The sequence below is a fragment of the Sulfitobacter rhodophyticola genome (genome assembly GCF_041281685.2).
Classification (GTDB): domain Bacteria; phylum Pseudomonadota; class Alphaproteobacteria; order Rhodobacterales; family Rhodobacteraceae; genus Sulfitobacter.
This window is the reverse complement of the sequence record NZ_CP166251.2, coordinates 2,910,263-2,935,412: the sequence shown is the minus strand read 5'-3', so window position 1 is coordinate 2,935,412 and position 25,150 is coordinate 2,910,263. Positions and strand designations below refer to the sequence as shown.

29 protein-coding genes and 3 tRNA genes are annotated in these 25,150 nt (G+C 61.5%); 20 read left to right on the top strand and 12 right to left on the bottom strand.

Going from position 1 to position 25,150, the window contains the following annotated elements:
- The first annotated feature begins 33 nt into the window (after positions 1-33).
- The 4 genes from AB4X18_RS15430 to AB4X18_RS15415 are packed head-to-tail and all read left to right on the top strand — an operon-like array spanning position 34 to position 3,728.
- The gene (locus AB4X18_RS15430) at positions 34-1,164 is read left to right on the top strand and encodes a DNA polymerase III subunit delta' (RefSeq protein ID WP_432816771.1); all 1,131 of its coding nucleotides are present in this window, start codon (positions 34-36) and stop codon (positions 1,162-1,164) included.
- Complete coding sequence (locus AB4X18_RS15425; RefSeq protein WP_370400926.1) at positions 1,161-1,973, top strand: TatD family hydrolase; 813 nt, start codon at positions 1,161-1,163, stop codon at positions 1,971-1,973. Before AB4X18_RS15430 ends, AB4X18_RS15425 begins: the two co-directional genes overlap by 4 nt.
- Positions 1,973-2,773: an MBL fold metallo-hydrolase gene (locus tag AB4X18_RS15420; protein ID WP_370400925.1), complete on the top strand. Its 801-nt coding sequence runs from the start codon at positions 1,973-1,975 to the stop codon at positions 2,771-2,773. Before AB4X18_RS15425 ends, AB4X18_RS15420 begins: the two co-directional genes overlap by 1 nt.
- Before the next feature lie 25 nt (positions 2,774-2,798).
- On the top strand, positions 2,799-3,728 hold the full coding sequence (locus AB4X18_RS15415) for an AEC family transporter (protein WP_370400924.1): 930 nt from the start codon (positions 2,799-2,801) through the stop codon (positions 3,726-3,728).
- 60 nt (positions 3,729-3,788) lie between these two features.
- Here AB4X18_RS15415 and AB4X18_RS15410 read toward each other — a convergent pair.
- Positions 3,789-3,874 (bottom strand) — tRNA-Leu (locus tag AB4X18_RS15410).
- A gap of 123 nt (positions 3,875-3,997) precedes the next feature.
- Complete coding sequence (locus tag AB4X18_RS15405) at positions 3,998-5,341, bottom strand: peptidoglycan-binding domain-containing protein (protein WP_370400923.1); 1,344 nt, start codon at positions 5,339-5,341, stop codon at positions 3,998-4,000.
- Positions 5,342-5,520: 179 nt separating this feature from the next.
- Between AB4X18_RS15405 and AB4X18_RS15400 the strand changes: the two genes are divergently transcribed.
- The 6 genes from AB4X18_RS15400 to AB4X18_RS15375 all read left to right on the top strand — a co-directional run bounded on the left by AB4X18_RS15400 (position 5,521) and on the right by AB4X18_RS15375 (position 11,198).
- Positions 5,521-6,213, top strand: a complete 693-nt coding sequence (locus AB4X18_RS15400) for a DsbA family oxidoreductase (RefSeq protein ID WP_370400922.1) — start codon at positions 5,521-5,523, stop codon at positions 6,211-6,213.
- A 52-nt stretch (positions 6,214-6,265) separates the two neighbouring features.
- Positions 6,266-6,934, top strand: a complete 669-nt coding sequence (lipB, locus tag AB4X18_RS15395; RefSeq protein WP_370400921.1) for a lipoyl(octanoyl) transferase LipB — start codon at positions 6,266-6,268, stop codon at positions 6,932-6,934.
- An 88-nt stretch (positions 6,935-7,022) separates the two neighbouring features.
- Complete coding sequence (locus AB4X18_RS15390) at positions 7,023-8,273, top strand: adenylate/guanylate cyclase domain-containing protein (protein WP_370400920.1); 1,251 nt, start codon at positions 7,023-7,025, stop codon at positions 8,271-8,273.
- A 256-nt stretch (positions 8,274-8,529) separates the two neighbouring features.
- Positions 8,530-10,203 (top strand): cytochrome c oxidase subunit I, encoded by a 1,674-nt coding sequence (gene ctaD, locus AB4X18_RS15385; RefSeq protein WP_370400919.1) that lies wholly within the window; start codon positions 8,530-8,532, stop codon positions 10,201-10,203.
- A gap of 130 nt (positions 10,204-10,333) precedes the next feature.
- Complete coding sequence (locus tag AB4X18_RS15380) at positions 10,334-10,720, top strand: hypothetical protein (protein ID WP_370400918.1); 387 nt, start codon at positions 10,334-10,336, stop codon at positions 10,718-10,720.
- Positions 10,721-10,808: 88 nt separating this feature from the next.
- On the top strand, positions 10,809-11,198 hold the full coding sequence (locus tag AB4X18_RS15375; RefSeq protein ID WP_370400917.1) for an MAPEG family protein: 390 nt from the start codon (positions 10,809-10,811) through the stop codon (positions 11,196-11,198).
- Positions 11,199-11,326: 128 nt separating this feature from the next.
- Here AB4X18_RS15375 and AB4X18_RS15370 read toward each other — a convergent pair whose 3' ends face one another.
- The gene (locus AB4X18_RS15370; protein ID WP_432816770.1) at positions 11,327-12,580 is read right to left on the bottom strand and encodes an MFS transporter; all 1,254 of its coding nucleotides are present in this window, start codon (positions 12,578-12,580) and stop codon (positions 11,327-11,329) included.
- A gap of 180 nt (positions 12,581-12,760) precedes the next feature.
- Here AB4X18_RS15370 and AB4X18_RS15365 point away from each other — a divergent pair.
- From AB4X18_RS15365 to AB4X18_RS15350, 4 genes are all read left to right on the top strand, one after another.
- A tRNA-Gly gene (locus AB4X18_RS15365) sits at positions 12,761-12,835 on the top strand.
- A gap of 184 nt (positions 12,836-13,019) precedes the next feature.
- Positions 13,020-13,979, top strand: a complete 960-nt coding sequence (locus AB4X18_RS15360; protein ID WP_370400915.1) for a DNA cytosine methyltransferase — start codon at positions 13,020-13,022, stop codon at positions 13,977-13,979.
- Between the two features lie 11 nt (positions 13,980-13,990).
- Positions 13,991-14,887 (top strand): NaeI family type II restriction endonuclease, encoded by an 897-nt coding sequence (locus AB4X18_RS15355; protein WP_370400914.1) that lies wholly within the window; start codon positions 13,991-13,993, stop codon positions 14,885-14,887.
- Between the two features lie 230 nt (positions 14,888-15,117).
- Positions 15,118-16,065, top strand: a complete 948-nt coding sequence (locus tag AB4X18_RS15350) for a response regulator (RefSeq protein ID WP_370400913.1) — start codon at positions 15,118-15,120, stop codon at positions 16,063-16,065.
- 9 nt (positions 16,066-16,074) lie between these two features.
- On the opposite strand, the gene AB4X18_RS15345 is transcribed toward AB4X18_RS15350, so the two are convergent.
- Both AB4X18_RS15345 and AB4X18_RS15340 read right to left on the bottom strand, forming a co-directional pair.
- A complete protein-coding gene (locus AB4X18_RS15345) occupies positions 16,075-16,413 on the bottom strand; it encodes a hypothetical protein (RefSeq protein ID WP_370400912.1) in 339 nt (112 codons plus the stop codon).
- Between the two features lie 2 nt (positions 16,414-16,415).
- Positions 16,416-16,655 (bottom strand): Lrp/AsnC family transcriptional regulator, encoded by a 240-nt coding sequence (locus tag AB4X18_RS15340; protein ID WP_370400911.1) that lies wholly within the window; start codon positions 16,653-16,655, stop codon positions 16,416-16,418.
- Positions 16,656-16,786: 131 nt separating this feature from the next.
- On the opposite strand from AB4X18_RS15340, the gene hisB reads away from it, so the two are divergent.
- Together hisB and hisH are read left to right on the top strand one after the other, a co-directional pair.
- Positions 16,787-17,374 (top strand): imidazoleglycerol-phosphate dehydratase HisB, encoded by a 588-nt coding sequence (gene hisB, locus AB4X18_RS15335; RefSeq protein ID WP_370400910.1) that lies wholly within the window; start codon positions 16,787-16,789, stop codon positions 17,372-17,374.
- Positions 17,375-17,378: 4 nt separating this feature from the next.
- Positions 17,379-18,017: an imidazole glycerol phosphate synthase subunit HisH gene (gene hisH, locus AB4X18_RS15330; RefSeq protein ID WP_370400909.1), complete on the top strand. Its 639-nt coding sequence runs from the start codon at positions 17,379-17,381 to the stop codon at positions 18,015-18,017.
- A 19-nt stretch (positions 18,018-18,036) separates the two neighbouring features.
- Here hisH and AB4X18_RS15325 read toward each other — a convergent pair whose 3' ends face one another.
- Positions 18,037-18,447: a hypothetical protein gene (locus AB4X18_RS15325; protein ID WP_370400908.1), complete on the bottom strand. Its 411-nt coding sequence runs from the start codon at positions 18,445-18,447 to the stop codon at positions 18,037-18,039.
- A 100-nt stretch (positions 18,448-18,547) separates the two neighbouring features.
- Entirely contained in the window at positions 18,548-18,943 is a 396-nt protein-coding gene (locus AB4X18_RS15320; protein WP_370400907.1) for a DUF2147 domain-containing protein, read from the bottom strand.
- A gap of 132 nt (positions 18,944-19,075) precedes the next feature.
- Here AB4X18_RS15320 and hisA point away from each other — a divergent pair, with 132 nt between their 5' ends.
- The 3 genes from hisA to AB4X18_RS15305 all read left to right on the top strand — a co-directional run bounded on the left by hisA (position 19,076) and on the right by AB4X18_RS15305 (position 20,953).
- A complete protein-coding gene (hisA, locus tag AB4X18_RS15315) occupies positions 19,076-19,795 on the top strand; it encodes a 1-(5-phosphoribosyl)-5-[(5-phosphoribosylamino)methylideneamino]imidazole-4-carboxamide isomerase (RefSeq protein WP_370400906.1) in 720 nt (239 codons plus the stop codon).
- 94 nt (positions 19,796-19,889) lie between these two features.
- Positions 19,890-20,651: an imidazole glycerol phosphate synthase subunit HisF gene (gene hisF, locus AB4X18_RS15310; protein WP_370400905.1), complete on the top strand. Its 762-nt coding sequence runs from the start codon at positions 19,890-19,892 to the stop codon at positions 20,649-20,651.
- Positions 20,648-20,953: a phosphoribosyl-ATP diphosphatase gene (locus AB4X18_RS15305; protein ID WP_370400904.1), complete on the top strand. Its 306-nt coding sequence runs from the start codon at positions 20,648-20,650 to the stop codon at positions 20,951-20,953. Before hisF ends, AB4X18_RS15305 begins: the two co-directional genes overlap by 4 nt.
- Positions 20,954-21,068: 115 nt before the next feature.
- On the opposite strand, the gene AB4X18_RS15300 is transcribed toward AB4X18_RS15305, so the two are convergent.
- The 4 genes from AB4X18_RS15300 to AB4X18_RS15285 all read right to left on the bottom strand — a co-directional run bounded on the left by AB4X18_RS15300 (position 21,069) and on the right by AB4X18_RS15285 (position 23,761).
- Positions 21,069-21,536, bottom strand: a complete 468-nt coding sequence (locus AB4X18_RS15300) for a CoA-binding protein (RefSeq protein WP_370400903.1) — start codon at positions 21,534-21,536, stop codon at positions 21,069-21,071.
- Positions 21,537-21,773: 237 nt separating this feature from the next.
- The gene (locus AB4X18_RS15295; RefSeq protein ID WP_370400902.1) at positions 21,774-22,103 is read right to left on the bottom strand and encodes a hypothetical protein; all 330 of its coding nucleotides are present in this window, start codon (positions 22,101-22,103) and stop codon (positions 21,774-21,776) included.
- A gap of 12 nt (positions 22,104-22,115) precedes the next feature.
- Positions 22,116-22,889, bottom strand: coding sequence for a 23S rRNA (guanosine(2251)-2'-O)-methyltransferase RlmB (gene rlmB / locus AB4X18_RS15290; RefSeq protein WP_370400901.1), 774 nt, complete (start codon positions 22,887-22,889; stop codon positions 22,116-22,118).
- Between the two features lie 68 nt (positions 22,890-22,957).
- Positions 22,958-23,761 (bottom strand): hypothetical protein, encoded by an 804-nt coding sequence (locus tag AB4X18_RS15285; RefSeq protein WP_432816769.1) that lies wholly within the window; start codon positions 23,759-23,761, stop codon positions 22,958-22,960.
- A 125-nt stretch (positions 23,762-23,886) separates the two neighbouring features.
- Here AB4X18_RS15285 and AB4X18_RS15280 point away from each other — a divergent pair.
- A tRNA-Tyr gene (locus AB4X18_RS15280) sits at positions 23,887-23,970 on the top strand.
- A gap of 127 nt (positions 23,971-24,097) precedes the next feature.
- Here the strand turns inward: AB4X18_RS15280 and AB4X18_RS15275 are convergent.
- Complete coding sequence (locus AB4X18_RS15275) at positions 24,098-25,138, bottom strand: Rieske 2Fe-2S domain-containing protein (protein WP_370400898.1); 1,041 nt, start codon at positions 25,136-25,138, stop codon at positions 24,098-24,100.
- Positions 25,139-25,150 lie beyond the last annotated feature (12 nt).

The following is a 25,150-nucleotide window of genomic DNA, read 5'->3' as shown; positions in this document are numbered from 1 at the left end:
CCTTCCCCGTCCGAGTTGGGTAACACGGACCCCATGAGCGATGAGACGCCCCAACCCGACCGCCTTGAGGGCGCACCCCACCCGAGAGAGACGCTTCAACTGATCGGTCAGGACAGCGCCGAAGCCGCATTTCTGGAGGCGTTCAATACCGGCAAACTGCACCACGGCTGGTTGCTGAGCGGTCCGCGCGGTGTGGGCAAGGCGACGCTGGCATGGCGCATCGCGCGGTTTCTGCTGGCCACGCCGGACCCGGACGACGGCGGCATGTTCGCGCCGGAGCCTGCGCGCAGCTTGGATATATCGCCCGACCACCCGGTCGCCCGCCGGGTGGCGTCAGGCGGGGAGCCGGGGCTGAAATCCGTGACCCGCAGTGTGAACCCCGAAACCAAGCGTCTGCGGCAACAGATCGTTGTCGATGACATTCGCGCGCTCAACGGCTTTTTCCAGATGTCCTCCGCTGACGGGGGCCGCCGGGTGGTGATCATCGACGCGGCGGACGACATGAACGTCAACGCCGCCAACGCGCTGTTGAAGATGCTGGAAGAACCCCCTGCCCGCGCGACGCTTTTGTTGCTGAGCCATCAGCCTTCGGCGCTTTTGCCCACGATCCGGTCGCGGTGCCGGACGCTTCGGCTGAACACGCTGGGGCCGGACCAGATGCGCGCGGCGTTGGCGCAATCGGGGGTGGAGATCACCGCCGATGCCGACGCCCTTGCGGCCCTGTCGGGCGGCTCTGTCGGTGCGGCCTTGCGGCTGTCGCTGCTGGACGGGACGCGAATGTACGGCGAATTGCTGGGGCTGATGGACACGCTGCCCCTGATGGATCGCCCGCGCGCGCTGAAACTGGCTGAAGCGGCGGCACAGCGCGGGGCGGAGGAAAAGCGCGCGCTGCTTTTCAACCTGATTGACCTTTTCCTGTCGCGGCTGGCCCGCACCGGGGCAACCGGCGCGCCGCCCCTGCCGCGCGTCAGTCCCAAGGAACCCAGCCTGCTGACCCGGCTGTCGCCCGATGCGCGTCAAGGCCGCATCTGGGCCGATGTGCAGCAACGGGTCTCGGCACGGGCACAACATGGTCTGGCGGTCAACCTTGACCCTGCCGTACTGGTTCTAGATACCCTGCTCAGTATCAGTGAAAGCGCGCCCAGCAAGGCCCCCTCAGCATGACAGACACCACCCCACCTGCCATCACCGACAGCCACTGCCATCTCGACTTTCCTGATTTTGAAGGGAAATTGCCCGATGTGATTGCGCGCGCCGCAGAAGCCGGGGTGATACGGATGGTGACGATCTGCACCCGTTTGAGGAACGAACCCACCGTGCGCGCCATCGCCGAAGCCCATGCGCCGGTCTTCTATGCTGCGGGCACCCATCCAATGTCAGCAGCGGAGGAACCGCTGGCGACCGTTGAGGAGTTGATTGCCCTGGCGCAGCACCCGAAGATGGTCGGCATCGGCGAGACGGGGCTGGATTACCACTACACGAGCGAAAGTGCGGAAATCCAAAAGACGTCCCTGCGGGTGCACATTGCAGCGGCGCGGGAGACGGGGCTGCCGTTGATTATTCATGCGCGGGACGCAGACGAAGACATGGCAAGGATCTTGACCGAGGAGCATTGCGATGGCGCTTATTCCTGTGTGATGCACTGCTTTTCATCCTCGCCTGCGCTGGCGCGCGCGGCGTTGGATCTGGGGTTCTACCTGTCGATGTCGGGCATCACGGCCTTTCCCAAATCCGCCGACCTGCGCGATATCTTTGCCGCGGCACCACTGGACCGCATCCTTGTGGAAACCGACGCGCCCTACCTCGCCCCGCCGCCCCATCGCGGCAAGCGCAACGAGCCTGCGTTCACCGCGCATACTGCCGCCCGTGCGGCAGAGACTTTCGGCATCGACTACCCGACCTTCGCGGCACAGACCCAGTCCAACTTTGACCGGCTTTTCACCAAGGCCGCGCAGTTCGAGGCCGCCGCCTGATGGCCGAGATGCGCATCACCATTCTGGGCTGCGGGTCCTCGGGCGGCGTGCCGCGGCTGGGCGGGCAATGGGGCGCGTGTGATCCGAATGAACCGAAGAACCGCCGCCAGCGGTGTTCCATTCTGGTGGAACGGGTGACGCAGGATGGCACGACAACCGTGCTGGTCGACACGTCTCCCGACATGCGCAATCAACTGCTGGAGGCGGGTGTCGGACGGTTGGATGCGGTGATCTATACCCATGCCCACGCCGATCACGTGCACGGGCTGGACGATCTGCGGATGATCGTGATCAACATGCGCGCGCGCCTGCCGGTCTGGGCCGATGCGCCCACGAAGGCGGCGCTGCTGGAACGGTTCGGTTATGCGTTCATCCGCCCGGAAGGGTCGATGTATCCACCGATCCTTGATCTGCATGACATCACCGGTGATGTGACCATCGACGGCGCGGGCGGTGCGTTGACCTTCACGCCTTTTCTGGTGGGTCATGGGGGGATGGATGCCCTTGGGCTTCGCATGAACGACGTCGTCTATCTGCCTGATGTCATTGACATACCCGATGAGCATTGGGTGCACATGGAGGGGCTGGAATGCTGGATCGTGGACGCCCTGCGTCGTGACCCGCACCCCACCCACAGCCATCTTGAAAACACACTGGAGTGGATCGAGAAGATGGCCCCGAAGACTGCCGTGCTGACGAACATGCACAACGATCTTGATTACCAGACGCTTGTCGCTGAAACGCCCGATCACATTCAGCCCGCCTATGACGGCATGCAACTGAGCTTCCCGCTGGACTGATCCGCAACGCGCAAAGGCCGCGCCCATGCAAACCCTTCTTGATGTCATCCTGCCGGTCTTTTTGGTGATCGGCTTTGGCTATGTCGCGGTCTGGCGGGGGCTTTTCCCGGTGTCCGGCATCGATGGCGTCATGCGGTTCACGCAGAATTTCGCCATCCCCTGCCTGCTGTTTCAGGCGATTGCGCGGCTGGATCTGTCCGCCTCGTTCGATCCCGCGCTCCTCTTAAGCTTTTACGCAGGCGCGGCGATCTGTTTTGCGCTTGGGATGACCGGGGCGCGGCTGATCTTTCGCCGTGACTGGGAGGACTGCGTGGCCATCGGGTTCTGCTGCCTGTTCTCAAACTCCGTCCTGCTGGGGCTGCCGATTACCGAACGTGCCTATGGATCTGATGCGCTGACAGCGAATTATGCGATCATCGCCTTTCATTCCCCGTTTTGCTACGGGCTGGGCATCACGGTGATGGAGGTGGTGCGCAATCGCGGCCAATCGGTTGTCGCGCTGACGCGTTCCGTCACGCGTGCGATGTTCCGCAATGCGCTGGTGATCGGTATTCTGGCCGGGTTCATCGTCAACATCACCCGCCTGCCCATCCCTGGCGTGGTGGACGACGCGCTGTCCCTGATCGTCAGCGCCGCCCTGCCCGCCGCCCTTTTCGCGTTGGGGGGCGTGTTGATCCAGTACCGGCCCGAAGGCGATATGAAGACCATCGCCATGGTCTGTGTCATTGCCCTGCTGGTGCATCCGACGTTGGTCTGGATCTTCGGGTCTGCCTTGTCGCTGCCGCAGGATTTCTTTCGCTCAGCGGTGCTGACATCCGCGATGGCGCCAGGGTTCAACGCCTATATCTTTGCCAACATGTACGGCCGCGCGCGGCGGGTGGCTGCGACATCGGTGCTGGTGGCCACGGGAATTTCGGTGCTGTCGGCGTGGTTCTGGCTGTCGATGCTGGGCTGAGTTGGCACGCACGCAGCGCGCTCAAAGCTCTTGGAACCGGGGCTCTCAAGGCAGGATGGGTGGTGCGGTCGGAGAGACTCGAACTCTCACGGGTATTACCCCACAGCGACCTCAACGCTGCGCGTCTACCATTCCGCCACGACCGCAAGCCAGAGGCAGTAGCGCGGGTGTAGCCAAAGAGCGCGGGCTTGTGAAGAGGCAAAAGGCAACAAAAAGCCCCCGGCGCGCGCTGGCGTCGGGGGCTTCTAATATCAAACGATCGTGCGGGGTTATTCGCTGATCGAGAAGGTCGGCAATCCGCTGCCCGCAGTGGAGGCAGGCTGCGCCTGTGGCAGGGTGTTGCCGCCACCGCTGACGCGCTGCGCGGCCTGGCGGATGATCTCCGTGCGCTCCGGCTGGCCGGGGACGAAGACCGCGGCGGCACCGCTGTCTGCAGCGTTCAGGCCTGCTTCGTACCATGCGCTTGCCATATCCACACGCTTGGCCGGGCCGAAACCCTGGCTCAGGTGGTGGCCCATCAGTTCGCCATAGACGCCTTCACCCATCGCAAAGAGCAGGAGCGCGGAGCCCAGCGCCACATCCATGTTGTCGGTGCGGTAGCCCACGCCGAGGCAGATGCGCGCAGTGCCGGCAAGTTGCGCCGGTGACATGCCGGTGCCCAGGACGAAGGACGACACGTCCGCCACGACCGCATCGCGCGGCTTCAGTGACAATGATGCGACCTGATCCTTCATCGCGGGGCCGAAGCCTTCGCATTGCTGGGCGATCTGGTCGGGAGTGAAGCCCTGGATCTGGCTGACCAGTTCTTCGGATTTGGCGATGGCATAGGTCCGCGCAAGGCAGAACTGTTCATTCAAAGCCACGTTCGGGTCGCTCATGCTGGCCAGTGTGGTGAAACCGCCGTTGGTGTTGGTGATCAGCGATACCGTGTTGCAGTGCGACGCAAGGGAGGCCTGTGTGCCTGCACCCAGGAAATTGGGCAATGCGTTGGCTGCGGGTGCCACCGCTGCTGCAAGCCCGGCTGCACCGGCCAGCGGCGCGGTTGCCGCGGGTGCTGTGGCGGCAAGCGTGCCTTGCGCCTGTGGTGCGACGCCCTGCGGTGCCACCACGATGGTTGTCGACGGTGCCGTGGCGACAGTCTGTGTCGTCTGGCCGGCCATCTCCGCCCGGTAAGTCTTCAGCAGGCCGCGCGTGCCATCGATGTTGGAGGCAACAAGCTGCTGGGTGGCGTATCCGCCGGCTTGTGCGCGGTTGTAGCTGGAAATCAGCAGGTTCTGTTCAAAGGCCGACAACTGACCCGTGACCGGATAGCCGAGGTAGGCCTGATACTGTGACACGGCATTGCGGGTCCTGCGCCCCAATTGACCATCGACACTGCCTGCGTTGAAGCCGAAGTAGTTCAGGGACGCCTGAATGTTGCGGCCTTCCTGAGTGGAGGGCAGCTTTGATCGGTAGGTCTTGCGGGTGCTGCGTGTCGTCGTGCGCCGCTGCTTCTTGGCGTTCGCACCGACGATACCGCCGATGATCGCGCCGGCGATGAAGTCGCCCGCGTCCGCCTCGACCCGCTCTGCCGGGATTATTGCCAGTGAAGCGGCGAATACTGCCGCGGTCATACCCCTGAAAATCATGCTTTCGCTCCAAACTTAATGAATCATGGTGAATTGGGGCGCATCATACACCGATTTCCACGCAACCCAAAGAATTATGCCGAAATTTGGCGCTATTGATCTTGAAATGCGTCGTGAGGTTGCCAATCTTTAACAATTGTCCCTAAATTCCAGAGGAATAGGCCATGCCCGATGACATTGCAGGCGCTGCGCCCCGAACCTCATCCGACGTGACATCCATTCAGATCGACATCGTGTCGGACGTCATGTGCCCTTGGTGTATCGTTGGATATCGCCAGTTGGAGCAGGCGCTGGCCCATCTGGGTGTCGGGGCCTTCGTGCGCTGGCATCCGTTCGAATTGAACCCGGCGATGGGGGCCGAAGGGCAGAACCTTGCCGAGCACATTGCCGAGAAATATGGCAGCACGCCTGCGCAATCCGCCGCCAACCGCGCGCATCTGACGGAACTGGGCGCGACGTTGGGGATTGATTTCCGCTTCGGCGATGACAGCCGCATCGTGAACACCTTCGCGGCGCACCAGCTGCTGAGATGGGCGCAGGAACAGGGGCTGCAGCATCCGTTGAAGATGGCCTTGTTCAACGCGCATTTCACGGAAGGGCGGGATGTGTCGGACCCTGCCGTGCTTGTCGATGTGGCCGAAAGCGTAGGTCTGGACCGGATCGAGGCCCGCGAGGTGCTCGATTCAAGCAGCCACGCGGACCGGACCCGGCAGGAACAGGCATTCTGGACCTCGCGCGGGATCTCCGGCGTGCCTGCGATGGTGTTCGAACAGAAATATCTGGTGACCGGTGCACAGGGCGCGCAGACCTATGCCGAATTGATCCAGAAGGTCCTTGCGGAGCGAGAAGCAGCCTGATCCGGGCCCCCGCACCCTTGCCCTGCCCTGGCCCAGCTTCTACACCGCGCCCATGGTTGAATGGATCACATCCTATGGCTTGACCGACTTTCGCACCGCAGAGGCGTGGATGGAGGCGCGGGTCGCCGATATTGCGGCAGGCACCGCGTCCGAGTGTGTCTGGTTGGTGGAACATCCGCCGCTTTATACCGCCGGGACCTCTGCCCGTGCTGACGATTTGATTGCGCCCGACCGGTTTCCGGTGTTCGAGACAAAGCGCGGCGGGCAATACACCTATCACGGGCCGGGGCAGCGCGTGGCCTACACCCTGCTGGATGTCGGCCGACGCGGGCGCGATGTGCGCTGTTTCGTGCGCCAGTTGGAGGATTGGGTGATTGCCGCGCTGGATCAGTTCAACGTGCGCGGTGAGATCCGGCCGGGGCGTGTCGGCGTCTGGGTGCAACGGCCCGAAAAGCCGCCTCAAGCGGACGGCAGCGTGGCTGAGGACAAGATCGCCGCCATCGGCATCCGGCTGCGCAAGTGGATCAGCTTTCACGGTATCAGCATCAACGTGGAACCAGATCTGGAGCATTTCAGCGGCATCGTGCCCTGCGGCATCAATGACCACGGGGTCACGTCGCTGGTGGATCTGGGGCTGCCGGTGACGATGGATGATGTCGATCTGGCGCTGAAAGCCACGTTTGACGGCGCGTTTTCGGTGGCTCCCGCGCCCTGTGACTGACACGCCCCCGTTGCGGCACGGCCACCGACAACGATAGACTGCCACCCGAGACACCCGGACCGCCTTTTTCCCTTGAAGGGAGCCAATGATGCAAGATCCCACTGAACATACCGTCTGGCGGGATGATCCCCGTGTTGCCGAACTCAATCGTTGGATCACCAGCGCCGGGCTGAGCGGCCGACCGCATCTGGAGATGCTGGAAGCATACTGTCAGCGGCTGGTGTCGATAGGTGTCCCCCTGATGCGCGCAAATGTGACGGTGAACGCCTTGCATCCGGTCTATGGCAATCTGGGTTTCGACTGGCACGACCGGCAAGGGGCTGCGCGGCACGAGTATGGACATACCAGCGACGTAAACGAGAATTGGATCAAGAGCCCATTTTATTACATGCTGACCGAAGGCCTGGCCGAATATCGCGAGCGTCTTTGCGATGACGACACCCCCAGCCGCTTTCCCCTGCTGGCAGAATTGAAACCTTTGGGCGCATCAGACTACTTTGCCACCGCGACGCTTTTCGGGGATTGGAACAAAACCCAGCTGATCAGTCCGGACACGCAGTTGGAAGGTTCGATAATGTCCTGGATGTCGCATGGACCGGCGGGTTTTAGCGATCAGGACATCTCCCTGATCAGGACCACCTTCCCCGCCTTGGCGCTGGCGTTGCGCGCCAGCAGCAACCGGCAGACGGCGGTCGATCTTTTAGGCATTTACTTGGGCCGGGATGCGGGCCGTCGGGTGCTGTCGGGGGAGATTAAGCGCGGGTCGACGCAATGGATCGACGCGGTGATCTGCTATTTTGATCTGGCCGGATTCACCAACATGTCCCAGCAGGTTGCGGGCGAAGACCTGATCGCCATGCTGAATGACTACTTCGGTCTTGTCGTCAGCGGGATCGAGGCAGAGGGCGGTAACGTATTGAAATTCATGGGAGACGGGCTTCTGGCGATATTTGATCGTGCCGCTTTCGACGATGCACCGGACCGCGCCATCACCAGCGTGCGCGCCCTACAGGACGGGATTTCAGCGCTCAATTCCGAACGGGAAACCGCAGGCCAGCGCACGTTCGACTACACCATCGCGCTGCATGCGGGCCCGGTGCTTTACGGAAATATCGGCGCGGATGAACGGCTTGATTTCACCGTGATCGGGCCGGAGGTGAACCTTGCCGCGCGGATTGGCGGCATGCACAAATCATTGGGGCAACCGGTCATCATTTCCCAGACGGTGGCCCGCGATGTCACCCGGCAGGATTGCGAATTGATCTCGCTGGGGCGGTACATGCTGCGCGGCGTTGAAACCCCGCAGGAGCTGTTCACGATCTACGCAGGCGATCCCTGAAAGAGGGCGAATCCCCCGTTGTCGTCGATTGCGTGGCCACCCTGCCTGACGGCGATCGCAGTCGCAGCAGGGCGGCGTGCCTTTGCAAGCGCCCCTAAGCCATGGAAATAACGATTGCTTTGGCCCTAAATTTCCGCGCCTGCGACCATCACGACCATTGCCCCTTGCGACGTCCCGCTTTAGAACACCCGGACGAAAGCATCACGTGTTTGCCAACAGGCGTGATGTACCCAGAACAAGTATCAGGAGGCACCGCATGGCCGACGCAGCCATTCACGGGCACGAACATGAGGACGACCGTGGATTTTTCACACGGTGGTTCATGTCCACCAACCACAAAGACATCGGGATTCTCTACCTGATCGTCTCCGCTTTTGCCGGGTTCATCTCGGTTGCATTCACGGTCTACATGCGGCTTGAGCTGATGGAGCCGGGTGTGCAGTACATGTGCATGGAAGGCGCGCGGCTGATGGCCGACAGTGCAAGCACTTGTACCCCGAACGGGCATCTTTGGAACGTCCTGATCACCGGGCACGGTATTCTTATGATGTTCTTTGTTGTCATCCCCGCCCTCTTCGGTGGTTTTGGCAACTATTTCATGCCGTTGCAGATTGGCGCGCCGGATATGGCTTTCCCGCGGATGAACAACCTGTCGTTCTGGCTTTATGTGGCCGGTACAACGCTGGCTGTCTGTTCTGTCCTTGCCCCCGGCGGTAATGGTCAGGCCGGATCCGGCGTGGGCTGGGTTCTGTATCCGCCGCTTTCGGTGAAGGAAGGCGGCATGTCGATGGACCTTGCGATCTTCGCGGTCCACGTCTCGGGTGCCTCATCGATCCTTGGTGCGATCAACATGATCACCACCTTCCTGAACATGCGCGCGCCGGGCATGACCCTGTTCAAGGTGCCGCTGTTCAGCTGGTCGATCTTCGTGACAAGTTGGCTGATCCTGCTGTCCCTGCCGGTTCTGGCGGGTGCGATCACCATGCTGCTGATGGACCGGAATTTCGGCTTTGCCTTCTTCGACCCAGCAGGCGGCGGTGACCCGGTGCTCTACCAGCACATCCTGTGGTTCTTCGGCCACCCGGAAGTGTACATCATCATCCTGCCCGGCTTCGGTATCATCAGCCACGTCATCGCGACCTTCTCGCGCAAGCCGATCTTCGGCTACCTGCCGATGGTCTGGGCGATCATCGCGATTGGCGCTCTGGGCTTCGTCGTGTGGGCGCACCACATGTACACCGTGGGCATGACCCTGAACCAGCAGGCGTACTTCATGCTGGCCACCATGGTCATTGCGGTGCCGACAGGTGTGAAGGTGTTCAGCTGGATTGCAACGATGTGGGGCGGTTCGGTCGAGTTCAAGACGCCGATGCTCTGGGCGTTCGGCTTCCTGTTCCTGTTCACCGTGGGTGGTGTGACTGGCATCGTGCTGTCACAGGCCGCTGTGGACCGTTATTACCACGACACCTATTATGTGGTGGCGCACTTCCACTACGTGATGAGCCTTGGCGCGGTGTTTGCGATCTTCGCGGGGATCTACTTCTACTTCCCCAAGATGACCGGGCGCATGTATCCCGAATGGGCAGGCAAGCTGCACTTCTGGACCATGTTCATCGGGGCGAACCTGACGTTCTTCCCACAGCACTTCTTGGGCCGTCAGGGCATGCCACGCCGCTACATCGATTATCCGGAGGCCTTCGCCTACTGGAACGTCTGGTCAAGCTATGGCGCGTTCCTGTCCTTTGCGTCGTTCCTGTTCTTCTTCGGGGTGATGGCATACGCGCTGACACGTGGCGCGAAGGTCACCGCGAACAACCCGTGGAACGAATATGCCGACACGCTGGAATGGACACTGCCCTCCCCGCCGCCGGAGCATACCTTCGAGATCCTGCCAAAGCAGGAAGAATGGGACAAGCAGCCCGGCCACTGAGGTGGACACGTAAGCGACAACAAGAAGGCCCCAATGGCGATTGGGGCCTTTTTTCGTTCATGCGCCGGCGCGTTGACAGATTTGCAAAACGCGTGTGAGCATGCGGCATTCTTCAAATGAGGGTTCCGCCATGAAGTTTCATTTTCTGATTGCCGCCTTTGTCGTCTCTGCCTCGCCCGCGCTTGCGTTTGACTTCAGCTTCGACTGGTCCGGATTGAAATCGTGTACCAGCGGGCGCCCGAACGTCGTCGCCAATCCCGCTTTCAAGCTGACGGATGTGCCGCAAGGGACCAAATACCTGCGCTTCAAGCTGACGGACCGGGACGTGCCCAGCTACAATCACGGTGGCGGGGTCGTGGCCTATACCGGCCAGAAAGTGATCCAGCGCGGCGCCTTCCAGTACAAGAGCCCCTGCCCGCCCTCCGGCCGCCACACCTATGAATGGACGGCGACCGCGCAGACCAAGAAGAATGGCGGCGCGCTGGCCAGGGCCAAATCTGCACGCAAGTATCCATGATGCTGGGCTGACCCAACGTTGCAATTGCGTTTGGCGGTATCCTGCCGCTCAAATGAGGCACGTCTCACGCAACGAAAAGGCCGCTGCCATGACCCCGACCATAACCGCCCTTTATGCCGCCCTGATCACGTTGGTCTATTTCGTCCTGACGTGGCGGGTGATCACCTATCGCCGGGCGAACCAATTGTCGCTGGGGGACAGTGGTGACAAGAACCTGCTCAAGCGGATGCGCGCGCAGGCCAACTGCGCGGAGAATGCGCCGCTGGGGTTGATCCTGATCCTGCTGGTGGAATTGCAGGGCGCGCCCGCGATTGCGGTGCATGGTCTTGGGATGTTGTTGCTGGCGGGGCGGATTGTTCATCCGCTGGGGTTTGCCGTCACACCACAGAAGATCGTTCTGCGGCAGATCGGCATGCTGCTGACCTTTGCATGCCTTTTGCTGGCAGCATTCGGGTTGCTGGCGCATGCGGTGTTCTGAGGGACGGAAATCACCGGCCGTGGATGCGTATCCTGCAACCGCCGCGCAAAAAGGATTTCAGACCTCCGGTGGGGTTTTTTGAACCATTTGGAAGAGGGGCCTTGGCGCAGGACAGCGATGGTACGCGGCTAGCCCTGTGACGGGAACCACCGGCCCAGTGCGCGCCAGCCCAGCAGGCCCAGCACAGCCGCCCCCAGGGTTGCCACCGCGAAAGGGGTCATCAGTGCCAGATCACGCGGCAGCGGGCCATCTGCCAGCTTGACCACCACGCCCGACAGCAAAAGCCCCACGGGCATCATCCCCCAAGCCATCAGACGATAAAGACTGTTGACCCGGCCCAGCAGCGCATCCGGGATCATCCGCTGACGATAGGAGACGGAGACCGTATTCCACACCAGCCCGGTGTAGTTGAAGACCGCAAGGACCACCGCAAGCGCCACCGCGCCCGGTGCCAGCGCAATGGCGACAAAGGCGGGTGCGGTCAGGATCAGCATCCATTGCGCCGTGCGCATCGGCCCAAGCGTCATGATCACCCGTTCCCCGGTCCAGCCGCCCAGAATGCCGCCCAGCGCCCCAGCGGCGAGGATCAGACCATAGGTCTGGGCCCCCAGTGACAGGTTTTCCTGAACGTGCAGGATCAGCGCGATCATCACCATCTCGAACAGCAGGTTCCAGAAGCCGGTGATCCAGGCCAACGCCATCAGCAGCGGTTTGGCACGCAGGAACGCGACTGCCGCCCCCAGTTCGCTGCGCCAATTTCGCTGCACGGCCACGGGAGGCTTGAAAGGGCCGGACAGGGCCAGAAAAAGCACGACGGCAAGGCCGTAGGCAACCGCGTTGAGGGCAAAGGGCAATGGCACCGCCAACGCGATCAGGAAAGCCCCAACTGCCGGCCCCAGAAGCGCGTTGCCCACAAGTTCCACCGACCACAAACGGCCATTGGCCCGCTCCAACGCGTCATGCGGCACGATGGCGGGCAGCATGGTCTGTGCCGCATTGTCGCGAAACACTTCTGCCACCCCGACGGTTGCTGCCGCGGCCAGGACAAGCGCGTAGATGAAAGGTTCTGCCACACCCGTATCCGGTGGTGCCGTCAGCGGCGTCACCCACCACAGCGCCAGCGCCACCCCTGCAAAGGCAATACCCCGCAACAGATCCATCCACAGGATCAACACGCGGCGGTCCACCCGGTCGGTGATGATGCCTGCCGGAATGGCGCAGACGAACCACGGCAGGCGCAGTGCAACAGGGACAACGGCAATCAGCAAAGGATCCCGCGTCAGCAGGCTGGCCAGCCATGCCCAGGCCACTGTCGCCACGCCATCGGCGAGATTGGTCAGACCGCTGGCCGTGACGAACCGTAGGAATATTCTGCGCGACATGGTCGGCCCCCTTGCCCTGCGTGTGGATGCTGAAGCACGGTTGAGGTCAAGAGGACAATTGACGGGACACTTGCAATTTGTTTCGCAACCACAACGCAATCACCGATTTTTTTCGCGGCTTTGGGATTTTGCCCCTTGCAAGGTGAGGTTTGGGTGGGTATCTCCGCAGAACCCAAGGAAGCGGGCGTAGCTCAGGGGTAGAGCATAACCTTGCCAAGGTTAGGGTCGGGCGTTCGAATCGCCTCGCCCGCTCCAATTACTCACCTTACCCCGGTGAGCGCAGGACAAGGGTCGCCTTCGGGCGGCCCTTCCTTTTTTCACATGCCGTTCTCGGACCTTTCGTCAACCGCTTGTCGGGACGGCGCAAAGCGGCTAAGAACGAAGAAAGAACAGACGCCGGGAAATCTTTGCATCGGCGCAGATCAGGGGAACGGGCGGCGTGCTGACATCGGTTGAACTTTGTGCGGGTGCGGGCGGTCAGGCTTTGGGGCTTGAGCGTGCGGGCTTTGGCCATACCGCATTGGTCGAGATCGACAAGCACTGCTGCAATACCCTGCGCCACAACCGCCCTGCCTGGCAGGTTCTGGAAGAGGACATGCGGGTCTTCAAGCACCGGGCGGGCGATTTCGCGGGTATGGATCTGCTGGCCGGGGGCCTGCCCTGCCCGCCGTTTTCCGTTGCGGGCAAGCAGCTGGGCGAAGAGGACGAACGCAACCTGTTCAATGATGCCATTGATATCATCGACGTCACGCGTCCCCGCGCGGTGATGATCGAAAACGTGCGCGGGTTTCTGGATGCGGTATTCCACGACTACCGGGAGCGGCTGAAGACGCAACTGGACAAGCTGGGCTACCGCACGGATTGGCGGCTGCTGAATGCGTCTGATTATGGTGTGCCGCAGTTGCGCCCACGGGTGGTGATCGTTGCCGTTCAGAAGGAGCGCGCGGAATTCTTCGATTGGCCCGATCCCCTGCCCCACAACCCGCCCACCGTGGGCGAAACCCTGCGCGACCTAATGGCAGCGGGCGGGTGGCGCGGGGCCGATGACTGGGCCGACAAGGCGGATGAGATTGCACCCACGATCGTCGGCGGCTCCAAAAAGCATGGTGGCCCGGATCTGGGCCCGACACGCGCCCGCGCGGCCTGGGCCACACTGGGAGTGGAAGGACGCACGGTTGCTTATGAGCCTCCCGGCCCCTTTCACAATGACATGCCACGCCTGACGGTACCGATGGTCGCGCGTATCCAGGGCTTTCCGGATGAGTGGCATTTCACCGGGGCCAAGACCAATGCCTACCGGCAGGTCGGCAATGCCTTTCCACCGCCCGTGGCCGAAGCCGTAGGGCGACAGATCGGCCGGGCGCTGCGCAAGCGCAAGCTGCACGCCGTGGCGGGCTGAACGGCGCGGCGATGAAAAAGGCGCTGCCCTTCAGCCTGATTGCGCCGGACCACCCAGATCACGCCGTCTTGCAGCCTCTGGCGGATGAAGTGCTGCGCCGCGCTGGTGGAGAAGCAGCCCTTGCGGCCGACTTCCCGGCGATGCTGCGTACCTGCATTGACGATGTGGTCATGACGCCCAAGACCGGGCGGCGGGCCTATGAGGAACTTGAGAAGACCGAGAAGACCTACATCGGTACCCGCGTCGAGATCGAGCTGCGTGCGCTGCTTGATCTGCCGCGCGGTCGGCTGGACACGACCCTTCTGGGGCATGACGTCGATATCAAGCACACGATGGGCAACAACTGGATGATCCCCACCGAAGCAGTGGGTCACACGTGCCTGTTGGTGGCCGCAGATGAGGCGCGGGCTTGCTGCTATTTGGGCCTGATCGTGGCGCATGTGGCGCATTTGACACAAGGCCAGAACAAAGACGCGAAGCGAAGCATTTCGGCTGAGGGCTTTGCCCATATCCTGTGGCTGCTCAAGGAACATCCCTATCCGGCGAACTTCTGGCGCGGCCGGGACGAAGCGGTGGTTGGCCGCATTTTTGCAGGGGCTTCGGGGAATGCACGAATGGCAGCGCTGTTTCGGGAAGTTCGGGATGTTCCCATTGCCCGCGACGTGGTGCAGGCGGTCGCGCAACAGCACGATTTCATGCGCAGGATCCGTTCCGATAAGGGCCGGGGGACGCGCGATTTATTGGCGCGCGAAGGCATTTTGCTGCTGTCCGGTCAATACGACGCGCCATTGATCCGTGCGCTGGGGTTGCCTGTGTGTGGCGCTAGTGAGTTTATCTCTCACCGCACGGGATCTCACGCTGAAGTTGTATTGGCTTCGGAACACGGCATTGCAGTCGGTCCACTCTGAAAAGCGTTCACAAGAATCTCTTGGGCAAGCGGCTTTTTGCCGACAAAAGCTGCCGTTGGGGCAAGTTTCCGCTAATTTAGATGAGAAAATCCACCTTTTTAAACGAATGTGCCGATAATTTGTGTCGAAAAGCCATAATTTGGTCTTTTTCGGACCCTTAAGTGGTGTTCAAGCGGGCCGGAGTGACACGTTTGGAGTGTATGGCTCATTGATACTTGGAGAGAGACACCATGAGACTACTGGCAGTTGATGACGATCCGCTGATCCTCGACCTGTTGCCGGTCGTTTTCAAACAGGCGGATTTCCCCCAGATCACCGTTGCCGCGTCCGGGATGGATGCGCTCAATATCCTGCAGGACCCCGACGCGCAGTTCGACTGCCTGTTGCTGGACATCGAAATGCCCGGCATGACAGGTGTGGAACTTTGCAGCCGCATCCGCGCGCTGCCGCGCTATCGCGACACGCCCATCCTCATGCTGACCTCGGTCACCGACCGTGGCACCATCGAACGGGCCTTTGCGGCCGGGGCCAATGACTACATCAACAAGCCGTTTGATGTGAAAGAGATCACCACCCGCGTGCGGGTGGCCAAGCGGATGACCGAAACAGTCGGCACCGCGCCGCTGCTCAACCCTGCCGAACTGCCCAAGGATGGGCAAAGGGGTGTGCACCCCTTCGACATCGGCGATCCGGTCAGGCTGGCCAATACCGAACAGCTGATCCTGCCGTTCTCGCTGGGGAACTACCTGTCCCAGTTGTCGCGTCGGCGTCTTGATACGTGCAGCATCTTTGCGGTCCGGATCGAAAACATGGATGCGCTCTTTGCCGAATGCAACACGCGCGAACTCTCCCTCGCCCTTTCCGAAGTGGCCGAGGCGGTGACCGATGTGGTCGATTGCCCCAAGCTGTTGATGGCCTATGACGGCAACGGCACATTCCTGTGCATCACCCAGCAGGCACAAAATCTGGTCTGGCCCGAAATCGAGGACCGCGTTCATGCCCTGCTGAACGAAGGGGGTGCGATGTTCGGGGATGGCCTTCCGATGAACATCTGCGTGGCGATCGGCAACCCGATCCCTCCGAACGCCAGCCGCAACCAGCGGGTCAAGAAAACCTTCGACCGGGCCATCGGTCGCGCCTTGATGCGCGAAAAGACCAAGATGCGCCAACTGTCGTAGGTCGACGCCCTAGTTGATCGGAAACTGCTTGAGACACCGGCGCGCATTGCGCTGGTAGTCGTCCAGCGTTTCCGGCACATCGCGCCTTTCCCGCACGACCGCCAGCGCGCGCTGTTTTTCGGCGCGGGTGCCGCTGACATGGCGTTCCAGGATGGCGACGGTCGCAAAAAGCATCACATCACGTTCCAGCGGGCTGATCTGTTCAGCCTCGAACAGGAAAACCGCCGTGATCGACAGCAGGTTGGCACATCGCAGCGCCGCCGCTTCGCGTCCCTCATACGTCCGTTGCGCCAGCGCAGAACCCGCCAGGGCCAACACCACAGCGCCTGCAAGGCAGGCTTTGCGCATGTTCAGAAAACCTTGAAGGTCATGGTGGTCAGGGACCGTTCAATCCCCTCGATGTCCAGCAGGCGATCATTGATGAAAACGCCGACATCTTCGGTCTTGGGGATATAGAGCTTCATCAGCAGATCGTATTCACCGGACGTCGAATAGAGTTCAGAGTGGATTTCCCGCAGGGCGATCTCCTCTGCCACGCGGTATGTCGTGCCGGGACGGCAACGGATCTGGACAAAAACACACGTGCTCATGCTGGGGCCTCGTTTCCTGTTGAGGTCAGGCTGACATAAGGGGACAAGGGCCGCAATCCCTGATCGGCGCCTGCCTCTTGGCGTAACCTGCAGCGCTGCTATAAGGGCCGGAGTTTCCAAGGAGAAGACCCATGCGTCAGACCAACCTGACCCGCATCACCGCCGAAACGGATATCACCGTCGAGATCAATCTTGATGGCACAGGTGCCTTTGACAACGAGACCGGCGTCGGGTTCTTTGACCACATGCTGGACCAACTGGCGCGCCATGCCCTGATCGACATGAAAGTGCGCGCCAAGGGCGACCTGCACATCGACGACCACCACACGGTCGAAGACGTCGGCATCGCACTGGGTCAGGCGCTGGCGGAAGCCCTGGGGGACAAGCGCGGCATCCGCCGGTATGGCGCCTGTCTTCTGCCAATGGATGACGCATTGGTGCGTTGCGCGCTGGATCTGTCCGCACGGCCGTTTCTTGTCTGGAACGTCAACCTGCCCACAGACCGCATCGGCACCTTCGACACCGAACTGGTGCGCGAATTCTTTCAGGCGTTCAGCACCCATGGCGGCATTACGCTGCATTTGGACATGCTGCACGGTGTAAACAGCCACCACATCGCCGAGGCCTGTTTCAAATCTATGGCCCGCGCCCTGCGCGACGCGCTAGAGGTGGACCCGCGTAAGGCGGATGAGATCCCTTCGACCAAGGGCGCGCTCTGACGCGATGCTGACCGCGATCATCGACTACGAATCCGGCAATCTGCATTCGGCGCACAAGGCGTTTGAGCGGATGGCGCGCGAGACGGATGCGGGCGACGTTGTCGTCACGGCGGATGCCGATGTTGTCGCAAGTGCCGACCGCATCGTTTTACCGGGCGACGGGGCCTTTCCGGCTTGCATGGCCGCACTCCGGGGGAAAAGCGGCCTCTACGACGCCATGGTGGAAGCAGTGGAGGTCCGTGCCCGTCCCTTTCTGGGGATCTGCGTCGGGATGCAACTGATGGCCAGCACGGGCCGGGAGTATCGCGATACCCCCGGTCTGGGCTGGATCGGCGGAGACGTGACCCGCATCATCCCCGCCGATCCGGCACTGAAAGTGCCGCATATGGGTTGGAACGATCTGGTCATCGACCACCCCCATCCGGTGCTTGAGGGCGTAACGACAGGCGATCACGCCTATTTCGTACATTCCTATCACATGGTGGTGCAGGACGCAGCGCAGCGTCTGGCACATGTGGACTACGGCGGAGACGTGACCGCCATCATCGGTCGCGATACGATGATCGGCATGCAATTCCACCCTGAAAAAAGCCAGCACACCGGGCTGCGCCTTATCGCGAACTTCCTGAAATGGGTGCCTTGAAGGGAACTGGCCCGGCCGCCTAGCGAATGCGTATCCATGTCCGCGCCGCACAGCTTTCATCGTCGCAGGCCTGCAACCGCAACTCCCGGCCCACGACTTCGATCCGGGACTGGAGGTACCTGTTTGCCTTGGGTCCCCGGTATTCGCCGAAAAAGCTGCCATCCGGCTGCGGGCGCATCTCCCACAAGACCTTGTCACCGACCGCATTTGAAGGCGTATCATAGCCCTGCCTGTTCTTGGCCCGCTCCACCCGCCCGCACAGCGCGCGACCGCACCGCCGTGTGCGCACATGCAGGATAACGCCGGACGCGTCAGGCTCGGTCTCCCACAACCCGCGTGGCACCTCGACCGCCGCCTCGCCTTCCGCGAAGGCGAAGGTTGCGCTTGAAAGGCCGATGATGACGGCCAGAAGGCGCAGGACAGGGATCATGCAAACTCCTCAGGACTAGCGGTACTGCGCTGCCAGTCTAGAAAAAGCCCTAAGATGTTTCAATATTGGGGGCCGGGAACCCCGTTCCGCGCGCCCGCCCCTATTTGACGCGTGACCATTTTCCGCCACTACGGCAGATGCCCAGCACACAGCCCTTCACATCAAGCGCGTTACCGGACAGCACCAACTGACCGTTATAGGTCTTGTCCCGGTCCGGGGAATAGACCTTGCCGCCGCTGTACTGGCCACCGCCATCGTTGGTCATGTCCCAGATCAGCTTGCGCCCCTGGTTTTCGGATTTGAACGCCTTGCCAGCTGAATCGAAGGACCTGACCAGGGTGCCGCAGATGGCGCTGCCGCATTCGGTGATCTTGATCTGGCCGTAGTTGCCATTGTCATCCTTGATGGTCTGCCATGTGCCCACGATTGGGTCCGCCGCCCAGGCCGCGCCTGCCATGCCAAAACTCACCACGGCTGCCAAAAAAAGCGATTTCATGTCGTCTCCTCCCATTTTTGCGCAGTCTGGGCCAAGGACCCCCGTTCTGACAAGGCTGACCTCAGGTCGCGTTGCAAATCCCGCCGCCCCATGCAAAACCACGCGGGACACCACGAACAAGGACCCCCGCCGATGATCCTCTACCCTGCGATCGACCTCAAGGATGGACAGGCCGTTCGGCTGGTGCATGGCGACATGGACCGTTCCACCGTGTTCAATGACGATCCCGCCGCGCAGGCGCGGGCCTTTGTGGAAGCGGGATGCCAATGGCTGCACCTTGTTGATCTGAACGGCGCTTTCGCAGGCACCCCTGTCAATGCGGCCCCGGTCGAGGCGATCCTGAAATCCTGCAAGGTGCCTGCGCAACTCGGCGGTGGCATCCGCGATATGGCCACGATCGAAAGCTGGCTCGACAAGGGGTTGGCGCGTGTCATCCTCGGTACCGTGGCCGTGGAAAACCCCGATCTGGTTCGCCAGGCCGCCCGCGCCTTCCCCGGCCAGGTCGCCGTCGGCATCGACGCGCGCAATGGCCGCGTGGCGACCAAAGGCTGGGCGGAGGAAACAGACGTCATGGTTACCGACCTCGCCAAATCCTTCGAGGACGCAGGCGTGGCGGCGATCATCTACACCGACATCCTACGCGACGGCGCGATGGGTGGCCCGAACGTCACCGCGACTGCCGATCTGGCCCGCGCGGTATCGATCCCGGTGATTGCCTCCGGCGGGGTGTCGTCGCTGGACGACCTTACGGCCTTGATGGCGACAGGCGTGATCGAAGGTGCCATTACAGGACGTGCCCTTTATGACGGCGCAATTGATCTGAAAACCGCCCTCGAAGCACTCGCCCCCTGATCTTCCAAATGGTTCTAAATACCTCGGGAGGTCTGGAGGGCAGACGGCCCTCCAGCGACTTGCTCCAAAGAACATGCCCCGATAAGACTGCACCATGCTAAAAACCCGCATCATCCCCTGCCTCGACGTTGCTGACGGCCGTGTCGTCAAAGGCGTGAACTTCGTCGGCCTGCGCGATGCGGGCGATCCCGTCGATGCGGCCATCGCCTACGACGCCGCGGGCGCGGACGAGTTGTGCTTTCTCGACATCCACGCCACCCATGAAAACCGCGGCACCATGTTCGATCTGGTGCGCCGCACGGCCGAACACTGCTACATCCCGCTGACAGTGGGAGGCGGCGTGCGCACGGTTGCAGATGTGCGCGCCCTGCTGCTGGCCGGTGCCGACAAGGTCAGCTTCAATTCCGCTGCCGTGGCAAACCCCGACGTGATCGCGCAAGCTGCCGACCAGTTCGGCAGCCAATGCATCGTCTGCGCCATCGACGCCAAGACCACCCAGCCCGGCAGATGGGAGATCTTCACGCACGGCGGGCGCAAACCGACCGGCATCGACGCGGTGGCCTTCGCCCAGACCGTCACCGCGAAAGGCGCCGGAGAAATCCTGCTGACCTCGATGGACCGGGACGGCACAAGGGCGGGCTTCAACCTGCCGCTGACCCGCGCGATCTCCGACGCGGTCAGCGTTCCTGTCATCGCCTCCGGTGGGGTCGGGACCCTCGACCACCTTGTCGAAGGGGTGACCAAAGGGGGCGCGTCCGCTGTGCTGGCCGCCTCCATCTTCCACTTCGGCGCATTCACCATCGCACAGGCCAAACACCACATGGCCGCCGCGGGCATCCCGATGAGGCTGACATGACTCTCGATGATCTCTACGCGACCATCTCGGCTAGAAAATCCGCGGATCCGGCCACCAGCTGGACCGCACAACTGCTCTCAAAGGGACCCGAAAAATGCGCTGAGAAATTCGGCGAAGAAGCCATCGAAGCCATTGTCGAAGCGGTGAAGGGCGACCGTGCCGCACTGACCAATGAAGCCGCCGACGTTCTTTATCACCTGCTGGTGATGCTCGCGGCGCGCGACGTGCCGCTCAGTGACGTTCTGGACACCCTCGCAACACGTCAGGCGCAATCAGGCCTGTCCGAAAAGGCAAGCCGCTGACTGGCCTAAAACCCCCGCCCCTTCCAAATGGTTCAAGAAACCTGGGGTGTTTGAGGGGCAAAGCCCCTCAACAGAAAGAATAAAATCATGTCGCGCCTCTGGCGCGTCAATCCGGTCAAAGCTTGCTGGAAATCACGCCTGTCACAAACCCACCGCGCCGCAATTCTCCGAAAAGCCGCTGGTATTCGATCTTGGGACAGCGATTCTGGATCACGGTAATGCCGCGGTCCTCGGCCATGGAGGCAGCCTCTTCATGTTTGACACCGATCTGCATCCAGACGGTCTGCAACGCAGGCAATTCCGACAATGCTTCTTCCACGATTTCCGGCACGGCTTCGGAGTGGCGAAAGATGTCGACCATGTCCACGTCCTTGGGCACATCCGCCAGACTTGCCCGAATCTCCTGCCCGAAAAGCATTTCCCCCGCATGGCGCGGGTTGACCGGAATGACCGTATATCCCCGCAGCCCCAGGTAACGCGCCACGAAATAGCTGGCCCGCACCGGATTAAGGGAAACTCCGACCATGGCCACCTTGCGGGTCCGTTCCAGCACGTCTTTGAGAAAAGCGTCAGAATAAAACATGCCACACCTTAGCTTTGGCCCTGAAGGCGTAAAAGCCCACTTGCCAGCCCTGCAACAAAAAAGAACGCCCCAAGGCAAGGCCCGGGGCGTGTGAGTGCGGAACGAGGGACAGTCATGTCGGCAGCAGGCGTTCCAATCCCGCGCCGTACCGTTGAGATGGGGTGGCTGGGACCACCCCGCAATAGGATGTCGCATCATTGTGAACGAATTATGAATATTGCCCGGTCAGCGCTGCAATCAGTCTAAAATATCCTCGACGAGCTCAAAAACCTCCTCCGCCATGTCCCGCAGCCAGGATTTACGCCGCTTGACCTTCTTTGGTTTGCGCTTCTTGGCAACCTCGGCGCGACGCTCCGCCGGAAACCGGCGCACGCCGGGCTGGTGCGAGACGGCGTTGCGCCTGCGCTCCGATGCGTCAGATGCCTTGTCACGCCTGGGCAACATCTTGAGGTCATGCAAAGGCGCCCCGCAGCTTGCGCAGGCCAGTTCGTGTCGGCCGCGGTCCAGGGTCAAGGCTGCCTTGCTGCCGCAGTGACAGCAGGTGGCGATTTTGGTCGGATAGCCCATGGATGCTCCTGATCAGTGCTTCAGGGTTGCATATAGGGCGATTGCAGCAGCATTTGAGACGTTGAGCGAGCCAAAGGCGCCCGCAGCATCAATCCGCACCAGGGCATCCACCGTTTCGCGGGTCTTTTCGCGCAGCCCGGGCCCTTCGGCCCCCAGCACAAGCGCCACCGGACGGTCCTGCTTGCCCGCAACGGCAGCTTCGATCGTCTGGTCCCCTTCCCCGTCCAGCCCCAGCACCAGATACCCCATGTCCTGCAAGGCCCGGATCGCATCGGCAAGGTTGCGCACCCGCAGGTAGGGCTGGCGTTCCAGCGCGCCGCTGGCGGTTTTGGCCAAGGCACCGGTTTCCGGCGCGGAATGATGCCGTGTTCCGATCACGGCCACGGCCCCCAGCACCTCCGCGGAACGCAGGATCGCGCCCACGTTATGCGGGTCGGTCACCCGGTCAAGCAGGATCACACGGGGGGCTTCGGCCCCGATGCAGACATCTTCAAGACGCCCCCAGTCAAGCGGCCTGACCTCCAGAACTGCGCCCTGATGAACCGACCCCGGATCAAGCGGCGGACGGAATTTCCGGGGGTCCTCGACCTCGGGGACCATGCCGGATGCAACGATCGCCGCTTCCAGCTTGGCCTGCGCATTGGGTGTCACCAAAAGGCGCAGTTTCTGGCGTGCCGGGTTCAACAGCGCATCACGCACCGCATGCAGCCCGAAAAGCCACAGCGTTTCTCGTGCTTCGGCTTTCTTGCCCTGTTCCTTGGCCACAACCCATTTCGGCTTTTTCATACGCCCGTTCCTCATCGCTGCCGTCGGTCTAGCGATTGCCGGAGGGCAAGCCAAGGCGCAGGCCGGGATTAGGGTGAAACAAGCAATGTCACCACGCCAAAGCCGATCAAGGTCATCAGAATGCAAATCATGATCGCCACACCATTGATGGTTCGTGCCGTCTGCGCCCCTTCTGGTGTGTCGTGATCAAACTGCACCTGCATCCGCGCCATGCGCGAGGTGTCGGGCTGACCGGTGCAGCACGCCTGCACGATCTTCATCGCGTCCTTGCAGGGGTTAAGGAACAGCAGCGCCAGAACCGTGCTGACACGCAGCCGGTCCAGTGTCTCTATCAACGTCAGACGGGTTTTTTCGCCCTCGCGCTCAAGCCAGTATTCCGATTTGACCAGATCAGCAGTCCAAAGCGGATATGCATCTCCATTCAGATAGGACATGCGGAGATAGTTCTGAGGATCTACTTCCTCCAATTGCACTTCAAGAGGTGGCAACGTCTGTCCTGCAGCCTCCCCGTCAAAGACCAGATCGACACGGTCCCTCCGGCTGTCGACGGCTTTGATATCCTGCACATCCTTCAGGAAATACGGCGTGCCCGGTTGTGGAAAAACCCAGCGCCAAACTTCATTCGGGGGGGCATCAATGATGGCGCTGCCGCGGATTTCATAGGTGCAGGGCCAGCTCTTGAACCGGGACGGCAACCAGCTCCAGACCACGCAGATCAGGGGCAAGACCATCCAATTGGACATCCAACTCAAGCCCGGAATGGCTTGCAGCAACAGGCCCATGAGCCCCATTGCAAGGCCGCCAAGCACCGCCAGAAACAGCAGCCCGACGGTAGCAGCCAGTGCGATTGCGAACATTCGCCGGAACGTCATCTGATGATCCTTACTCAGAATTTGGGACTTGGTTAGCGAAAGAAGACGTCAAAACTTTGGCACCTCGACCCGCGCTACTTTTGAGGTTGACGCACCCCAGACCGCCGGGTAATCAGCGCCGCAGTGGGCGACAGGCCGCAAGGTGTGGCAGGGGACTGTAACTCCCTCGCGGAGACGCACGCCTGGTTCGATTCCAGGGTCGCCCACCATCTCCCCGCTCCGCCGACTGCGCCGTCTTTTGCGACGAAACTCTTTTTAGCAACGACTCAAAAAGACGCATCAACTTCCTCCCGCGCGGGCATGTCTGGCTTGCATCCCGCGCAAGACGGGCGCGCCCTACTCCGCCATCTGGCGGTCGACCTCGCGTTCCTCGTTGATCATCGCCTGCAATTGGCGGCGAAAGCGCAATTGCCCACCGTCGATGGGCAGGTCGATGTGGGGGCTGGTCTTTTCGCTCATGCCCTTTTGGACTTCGTTCAGGACAGCGCGGTCTTCCTCAAACGCGTGCTGCACGTCCTCGGTCATCAGTTGCGACAAAGCGGCGTCATCAGGGCGGATGTTGCGCAGCTGAAACCAATAGTAGCGGGTTGTGCCTTCGGTCGTCGGCGTCATGAAATTGTAGCTGTCCATGATGAAGACATCCGGGTGCAGCGGTCCGTCCGGCCCGCCCGTTCCCGCAGGGGTGAAGACCGCACGCACAAGCGCATGGGAGGGATAGCGCACCTCATAGTGTTGCAACCGGTCGCAGTTGCCTTCAAAGGCCACGACCTTCTTGTAGAATGGTGCCGGTTCCACATCCATCATCCAGCGATGCACGATCACCCCATCATCAGTCTTGGTCACCCGCAGCGGGGTATCGCGCGTGGCGCTCTGGCCGAAGCTGCTTTCGTGCACCCATGCCACATGGGTCGGGTCCAGCAGATTGTCACACATCAGCAGGTAATTGCAGTCCAGTTCCATCGCTGAACCCCGGTTGATGCCCCAGGACGGGTCATCAAAATGCTCGATCTCGAAAATCTCGGACGGGTCAGCCAGTGCCGGGTTGCCCATCCATATCCAGACCAATCCATATTTCTCCACCATCGGATAGGCATGAACGCGGGCGTTGGAGGGGATGCGCCCCGCGCCGGGGGCCCAGACGCATTGCCCTGCGCAATCAAAGGTCAGCCCGTGATAGCCGCATTCAACCGTATCACCCCGGATGCGCCCCTTGGAGAGGGGCAGTTTGCGATGGGGGCAGGCATCTTCCAACCCGACAAAGCTGCCGTCCTCGGCACGGAAGACGCAAATCTTCTGGCCCAGCACGACGATCTGTTGCAGATCGCGCGTGATTTCGTGGTCCCACGCTGCGACGTACCACGCGTTTTTCAGAAACATATTCGGATACCT

What these genes read in the sequence shown, in the direction of transcription:
- hisF (WP_370400905.1), top strand. Translation starts at nt 19,890, where the DNA reads ATGCTAAAAACCCGCATCATCCCCTGCCTCGACGTTGCTGACGGCCGT.
- AB4X18_RS15350 (WP_370400913.1), top strand. Translation starts at nt 15,118, where the DNA reads ATGAGACTACTGGCAGTTGATGACGATCCGCTGATCCTCGACCTGTTG.
- hisB (WP_370400910.1), top strand. Translation starts at nt 16,787, where the DNA reads ATGCGTCAGACCAACCTGACCCGCATCACCGCCGAAACGGATATCACC.
- ctaD (WP_370400919.1), top strand. Translation starts at nt 8,530, where the DNA reads ATGGCCGACGCAGCCATTCACGGGCACGAACATGAGGACGACCGTGGA.
- AB4X18_RS15415 (WP_370400924.1), top strand. Translation starts at nt 2,799, where the DNA reads ATGCAAACCCTTCTTGATGTCATCCTGCCGGTCTTTTTGGTGATCGGC.
- lipB (WP_370400921.1), top strand. Translation starts at nt 6,266, where the DNA reads ATGGTTGAATGGATCACATCCTATGGCTTGACCGACTTTCGCACCGCA.
- AB4X18_RS15300 (WP_370400903.1), bottom strand. Translation starts at nt 21,536, where the DNA reads ATGTTTTATTCTGACGCTTTTCTCAAAGACGTGCTGGAACGGACCCGC.
- AB4X18_RS15400 (WP_370400922.1), top strand. Translation starts at nt 5,521, where the DNA reads ATGCCCGATGACATTGCAGGCGCTGCGCCCCGAACCTCATCCGACGTG.
- AB4X18_RS15295 (WP_370400902.1), bottom strand. Translation starts at nt 22,103, where the DNA reads ATGGGCTATCCGACCAAAATCGCCACCTGCTGTCACTGCGGCAGCAAG.
- AB4X18_RS15390 (WP_370400920.1), top strand. Translation starts at nt 7,023, where the DNA reads ATGCAAGATCCCACTGAACATACCGTCTGGCGGGATGATCCCCGTGTT.
- AB4X18_RS15285 (WP_432816769.1), bottom strand. Translation starts at nt 23,761, where the DNA reads ATGACGTTCCGGCGAATGTTCGCAATCGCACTGGCTGCTACCGTCGGG.
- AB4X18_RS15420 (WP_370400925.1), top strand. Translation starts at nt 1,973, where the DNA reads ATGGCCGAGATGCGCATCACCATTCTGGGCTGCGGGTCCTCGGGCGGC.
- AB4X18_RS15275 (WP_370400898.1), bottom strand. Translation starts at nt 25,138, where the DNA reads ATGTTTCTGAAAAACGCGTGGTACGTCGCAGCGTGGGACCACGAAATC.
- AB4X18_RS15345 (WP_370400912.1), bottom strand. Translation starts at nt 16,413, where the DNA reads ATGCGCAAAGCCTGCCTTGCAGGCGCTGTGGTGTTGGCCCTGGCGGGT.
- AB4X18_RS15325 (WP_370400908.1), bottom strand. Translation starts at nt 18,447, where the DNA reads ATGATCCCTGTCCTGCGCCTTCTGGCCGTCATCATCGGCCTTTCAAGC.
- AB4X18_RS15375 (WP_370400917.1), top strand. Translation starts at nt 10,809, where the DNA reads ATGACCCCGACCATAACCGCCCTTTATGCCGCCCTGATCACGTTGGTC.
- AB4X18_RS15430 (WP_432816771.1), top strand. Translation starts at nt 34, where the DNA reads ATGAGCGATGAGACGCCCCAACCCGACCGCCTTGAGGGCGCACCCCAC.
- AB4X18_RS15405 (WP_370400923.1), bottom strand. Translation starts at nt 5,341, where the DNA reads ATGACCGCGGCAGTATTCGCCGCTTCACTGGCAATAATCCCGGCAGAG.
- AB4X18_RS15380 (WP_370400918.1), top strand. Translation starts at nt 10,334, where the DNA reads ATGAAGTTTCATTTTCTGATTGCCGCCTTTGTCGTCTCTGCCTCGCCC.
- AB4X18_RS15340 (WP_370400911.1), bottom strand. Translation starts at nt 16,655, where the DNA reads ATGAGCACGTGTGTTTTTGTCCAGATCCGTTGCCGTCCCGGCACGACA.
- AB4X18_RS15320 (WP_370400907.1), bottom strand. Translation starts at nt 18,943, where the DNA reads ATGAAATCGCTTTTTTTGGCAGCCGTGGTGAGTTTTGGCATGGCAGGC.
- hisA (WP_370400906.1), top strand. Translation starts at nt 19,076, where the DNA reads ATGATCCTCTACCCTGCGATCGACCTCAAGGATGGACAGGCCGTTCGG.
- hisH (WP_370400909.1), top strand. Translation starts at nt 17,379, where the DNA reads ATGCTGACCGCGATCATCGACTACGAATCCGGCAATCTGCATTCGGCG.
- AB4X18_RS15355 (WP_370400914.1), top strand. Translation starts at nt 13,991, where the DNA reads ATGAAAAAGGCGCTGCCCTTCAGCCTGATTGCGCCGGACCACCCAGAT.
- rlmB (WP_370400901.1), bottom strand. Translation starts at nt 22,889, where the DNA reads ATGAAAAAGCCGAAATGGGTTGTGGCCAAGGAACAGGGCAAGAAAGCC.
- AB4X18_RS15425 (WP_370400926.1), top strand. Translation starts at nt 1,161, where the DNA reads ATGACAGACACCACCCCACCTGCCATCACCGACAGCCACTGCCATCTC.
- AB4X18_RS15305 (WP_370400904.1), top strand. Translation starts at nt 20,648, where the DNA reads ATGACTCTCGATGATCTCTACGCGACCATCTCGGCTAGAAAATCCGCG.
- AB4X18_RS15370 (WP_432816770.1), bottom strand. Translation starts at nt 12,580, where the DNA reads ATGTCGCGCAGAATATTCCTACGGTTCGTCACGGCCAGCGGTCTGACC.